The organism is Bacillus sp. 05T31 (assembly GCF_056396725.1).
Genome location: NZ_JBFTMA010000275.1, coordinates 1 through 5129 on the forward strand (window position 1 = coordinate 1; position 5129 = coordinate 5129).

General features: G+C 36.0%; 5 protein-coding genes and 1 pseudogene. All 6 read left to right on the plus strand.

Annotation, left to right across the window (positions count from 1 at the left end):
* Window positions 1-755 (plus strand): glycerophosphodiester phosphodiesterase (locus AC1DJR_RS16755; protein WP_477003064.1); only part of this gene is annotated, 755 nt, incomplete at its 5' end.
* A 369-nt stretch (window positions 756-1124) separates the two neighbouring features.
* Window positions 1125-2258: an alanine dehydrogenase gene (gene ald, locus AC1DJR_RS16760; protein ID WP_477003065.1), complete on the plus strand. Its 1134-nt coding sequence runs from the start codon at window positions 1125-1127 to the stop codon at window positions 2256-2258.
* Window positions 2259-2361: 103 nt separating this feature from the next.
* Window positions 2362-3777, plus strand: a complete 1416-nt coding sequence (locus AC1DJR_RS16765) for an amino acid permease (protein ID WP_002125151.1) — start codon at window positions 2362-2364, stop codon at window positions 3775-3777.
* 126 nt (window positions 3778-3903) lie between these two features.
* Complete coding sequence (locus tag AC1DJR_RS16770) at window positions 3904-4455, plus strand: class I SAM-dependent methyltransferase (protein WP_477003066.1); 552 nt, start codon at window positions 3904-3906, stop codon at window positions 4453-4455.
* 209 nt (window positions 4456-4664) lie between these two features.
* Window positions 4665-5042 carry an ArsR/SmtB family transcription factor gene (locus AC1DJR_RS16775; RefSeq protein WP_002010461.1) on the plus strand — a complete coding sequence of 126 codons (378 nt, stop codon included), beginning with the start codon at window positions 4665-4667 and terminating at the stop codon, window positions 5040-5042.
* A gap of 20 nt (window positions 5043-5062) precedes the next feature.
* Window positions 5063-5129: pseudogene (locus AC1DJR_RS16780) on the plus strand (heavy-metal-associated domain-containing protein); the annotation flags it as partial.

Consider the following 5129-nt stretch of genomic DNA (forward strand, 5'->3'; position numbering starts at 1 on the left):
GTGTAGAGAATACGARAGAAGCTSTGCAGGGGGCTATTGATGCCAAAGCAGACTACGCTGAAATTGATGTACTGCAAACAAAAGACGGTGAACTAGCAGTTATACATGATTTGAAGCTAAAACGTCTTGCGAATGCTAATGTTCACGTGTCAGATTTAACGATGGAGGAGTTAAGACAGCTTACCCTTAGTCAAGATGGKTTTTCAGGACAAATAAGTACACTTGATGAGATCATTAAGCTGGCAAAAGGAAAAATCAAACTTAATATTGAAGTGAAGCTCCATGGTGGCGAAAAAGATTTTGTAAACAAAGTATTAAAAGCGATTAAAGATAATGAATTTGAGAAGCAATGTGTCATTCAAACGTTACACTATCCGCTTATTAAAGAGTTTAAACGTGCAAATCCAAATATAAAAGTAGGATATATACTGTATGCGAGTAGAGCTGACTTAAAGAATGTGAAGGCTGATTTTTATGTAGCAGAAGAATACATGTTAAATAAGAAATTAGTAAAAGAAGCAAGGAAGCTAAACAAGCCAATTTACGTATGGACAGTAAATGATATGGAAAGTTTAAAGGCATATTATAAGTTAAACGTGGATGGTATCATTACCGATTATCCTGAAGACGCACGTGAAACAATTAAGATGTTAAAAGAGCAAGAAGATCGTGAAAGTGATATGTTTGATAAAATTACCGAGACGACAGAAGATCTATTTTCAAAGTTATTTATGATCTATCCAGCTGCTGGCTAAATGCTAGTAGCTGTTTTTTTTATGGAAAGAATATATTTCTAAAGTATTGTACAAAGTAATAAGTGTATATGTATACGTAACTACTTAGTTTTTTGCATTGTTACATTATTGTCAAATAATAAATAATTACTATGCGTTTTGAATGGATATAATGTAAATAGAGTGATAGATAATGAGATAGTACAAATAACCCAATAGAATCAATGTTTCGTATATTTACACTATTCTAAATATATAAACTTTAAAAAAATAGTATGTTAGCGTTTTCATAACTTTTAAGTTATGCTAGAATAAGGACATAAGTTATTAATTATTACAAAAAGAAAAAAGACTTTCTTTTTTCTGTTAATTATAAGGGGGCATTTCATTATGCGTATTGGGGTACCAGCAGAAATTAAAAACAACGAAAACCGTGTGGCAATGACACCAGCAGGTGTTGTACATTTAGTTCGTAACAATCACGAAGTATTCATTCAAAAGGATGCAGGTGTAGGATCTGGTTTCACAGATGCTCAGTATGTTGAAGCGGGAGCAAAAATTGTTGATACAGCTGAAGAAGCTTGGAACATGGAAATGGTTATGAAAGTTAAGGAACCAGTTGAAAGCGAATACAAACATTTCAGTGAAGGTTTAATCTTATTCACATACTTACACTTAGCTCCAGAGCCAGAATTAACAAAAGCGTTAATTGAAAAGAAAGTTGTTGCTATCGCATATGAAACAGTACAATTAGAAAACCGTTCATTACCATTACTTGCACCTATGAGTGAAGTAGCTGGTCGTATGGCTGCACAAATCGGTGCGCAATTCCTTGAGAAAAACAAAGGCGGTAAAGGTATCTTACTTGCAGGTGTTCCAGGAGTTAAACGTGGTAAAGTAACAATTATCGGTGGTGGACAAGCTGGTACAAATGCTGCTAAAATTGCAGTTGGACTAGGTGCGGATGTAACAATCATCGACTTAAGTGCAGAACGTCTTCGTCAATTAGATGACATTTTCGGAAACCAAGTAAAAACTTTAATGTCTAATCCTTACAATATTGCAGAAGCTGTAAAAGAATCTGATCTTGTAATCGGTGCAGTATTAATCCCAGGTGCAAAAGCGCCAAAACTTGTAACAGAAGAAATGATTAAATCAATGGAACAAGGTTCTGTTGTTGTAGATATCGCGATTGACCAAGGTGGTATTTTCGAAACAACTGACCGTATTACAACTCATGAYAACCCAACTTAYGAAAAAYACGGCGTTGTTCACTATGCAGTTGCAAATATGCCAGGTGCGGTTCCACGTACATCAACTCTTGCATTAACAAACGTAACAGTACCATATGCAGTACAAATTGCTAACAAAGGCTACAAAGAAGCTTGCCTAGGCAACTCTGCATTATTAAAAGGTATTAACACATTAGAAGGCTATGTAACATTCGAAGCAGTTGCAGAAGCTCACGGTGTAGAGTACAAAGGTGCTAAAGAATTATTAGAAGCAGAAACAGTATCTTGCTAATAGAAGCATTATACAAAACAAAATCGAACAATATATAAAACAACATGATAAGAGCTAAGAGATAATACCTCTTAGCTCTTCTTGGTAAAAGGGGGCATTCATCGTGGCCAACCTATTTAAAAAGAAATCCGTTACGCAATTGTTAGGGGAAAGTAAAAGTAAAACTTTGACGAAAACGCTAGGGGCATTTGACCTAACAATGCTAGGGATTGGTGCGATAATTGGTACAGGAGTTCTAGTATTAACGGGATTAGTAGCAGCAAGAGATGCTGGTCCAGCAGTTATTTTTTCATTCATGATTGCAGCAATTGTTTGTGGATTTGCAGCTTTATGTTATGCAGAGGTTGCATCTGCACTTCCTGTTTCAGGTAGTGTGTACACATATTCATATGCAACAATTGGTGAGTTTGTTGCCCATTTAATGGGGTGGACATTGTTATCCGTATATGTCGTAACGACTGCCGCAGTAGCTGGCGGATGGACAGGTTATTTCAATAATTTAGTGAGTGGATTGGGACTTGAAATTCCAAAAGCGTTGTTAACGATTCCATCGCAAGGTGGTATGGTGAACTTACCCGCAGTTATCGTTACGTTGGTGATAACTTGGTTATTATCACGAGGTACAAAAGAAAGTAAGCGTGTGAATAACATAATGGTATTAATTAAAATTGGTATTGTTGTTTTATTCATTGCAGTTGGTGTATTCTAYGTGAAACCAGAAAACTGGATACCATTTGCACCGTACGGCTTAAGTGGAGTCTTTGCCGGAGGAGCAGCAGTATTCTTCGCTTTCTTAGGATTTGATGCATTAGCAACTTCTGCTGAAGAAGTAAAAAATCCGCAACGTGATCTACCGATTGGTATTATTGCTTCATTAGTCATTTGTACAATCATTTATGTTGTAGTTTGTCTCGTTATGACAGGTATGGTTTCTTATAAGGAATTAGATGTACCTGAAGCGATGGCCTATGTATTAGAAGTTGTAGGACAAGAYAAAGTGGCTGGTGTAATCGCTATTGGAGCTGTAATTGGTATTATGGCTGTAATTTTCGCATACATCTACGCTACGACACGTGTATTCTTCGCTATGAGCCGTGACGGTTTATTGCCAAAATCTTTTGCGAAAATTGACAAGAAGACAGAAGCACCAACATTTTCAGTTTGGTTAACAGGAATTGGTAGTGCTTTAATTGCCGGATTTATCGATTTAAAAGAATTGTCGAATTTAGCGAATATTGGAGCGTTATTAACATTTGCGATGGTTGGTGTAACTGTCATCATTCTTCGTAAAACGCATCCGAAATTACAACGTGGATTTATGGTACCACTTGTACCAATCTTACCGATTATTTCAGTTGCAAGCTGTCTATTCTTAATGGTAAATCTACCGTTAAAAACATGGATATACTTCGGTGTTTGGTTAGCAATCGGAGTGGTTGTATACTTTGTTTATTCGAAAAAACATAGTCATTTAAAAGACGATGGAAGTTCGCAAGATAGTTTAGAAAAAGCTAATTAAAGGGATATAAAGTTAGTAAGCCTTGTGCGTCTAGGGAGCGCGCAAGGCTTTTTCTTTTGGGGAAATAAAGGAGACCAATGTTATGTTGTCGAATTTTTATGTCGGAATATAAGAAGGGGTGGAAAGATGGAGACGAAAGTTGTCGTTGGATCAGAGGGATATAATAATAACCCAGGTTGGTTACATACGAATGAAGAAGAATTAAATTTATTAAAAAGAGAAACGTGGCTTAATAAATTTCAGCCTAATTCTTTATCAGTAATTTTGGCTGAACACGTATGGGAGCATTTATCGTATGAAGAAGGTATAGAAGCAGCTAAAATATGCTTTGAGTTTTTACAAGATGATGGTTATATTCGTTGTGCAGTGCCGGATGCATTTTTCCCCAATGAAGAATATCAGCGTGGTGTGCAAGTGGGAGGACCCGGTCCGTTAGATCATCCAGCTGCAAGTCATACAATTGTACATAACTATAAAACGATTGTATCTATGTTTGAAGTAGCGGGTTTTCAAGTAAAGTTGCTAGAGTATTGCGATGAAAATGGAGAATTTCAGTATAATGATTGGAATGAGCAAGGAGGTTTTATTTATCGATCGAAACGTTTTGACCATAGAAATCAAGATGGTAAATTAGGATTCGCTTCGTTAATTGTGGATGCAGTAAAAGTTAATAAATAAGAAGGGATGCACGGTAGTTTTCGTGCATCCTTTTTGTATGAAGAGCATGATAGATGCGGAGAATATTTATATGTTTATTTTGAAATATGAACGAAATGTTTTGAAAAATGTATGAGAATTCATTGACACATATGAATGGACGCTCATATAATAAAGGTATAAGACATATGAATAGTTGTTCATATGTTCAAATGAAGAGGTGAGCTGTGATGGCTGAAAATAAAGTAGAAACGCAACAGGAAGCATGTTCTCAAACGGTAATTCACGAGGAAATCGTGGATCAAGTAAAACAAACAATTCCGACTGATGAAAGTTTAAGTAAAGTAGCAGAATTATTTAAAGTATTAGGTGACCGTACACGTACGAGAATATTACATGCATTATTTGAAGCTGAAATGTGTGTTTGTGATTTAGCTTATTTATTAGGAATGACGCAATCTTCAATCTCACATCAGCTTCGTGTATTAAAGCAAGCAAAGCTTGTAAAGAACCGTAAAGAAGGAAAGGTAGTTTATTACTCATTAGCTGATCAACACGTAATTCATATCTTCGAGCAAGCGTTTGAACACGTAAACGAGGAAGAATAAAAAAGCGAGGAGGGAGAACGATGGCAGAAGCATTAGTGAAAAAGAAACTTATGCTAGAAGGTTTAGATTGTGCAAATTGTGCAATGA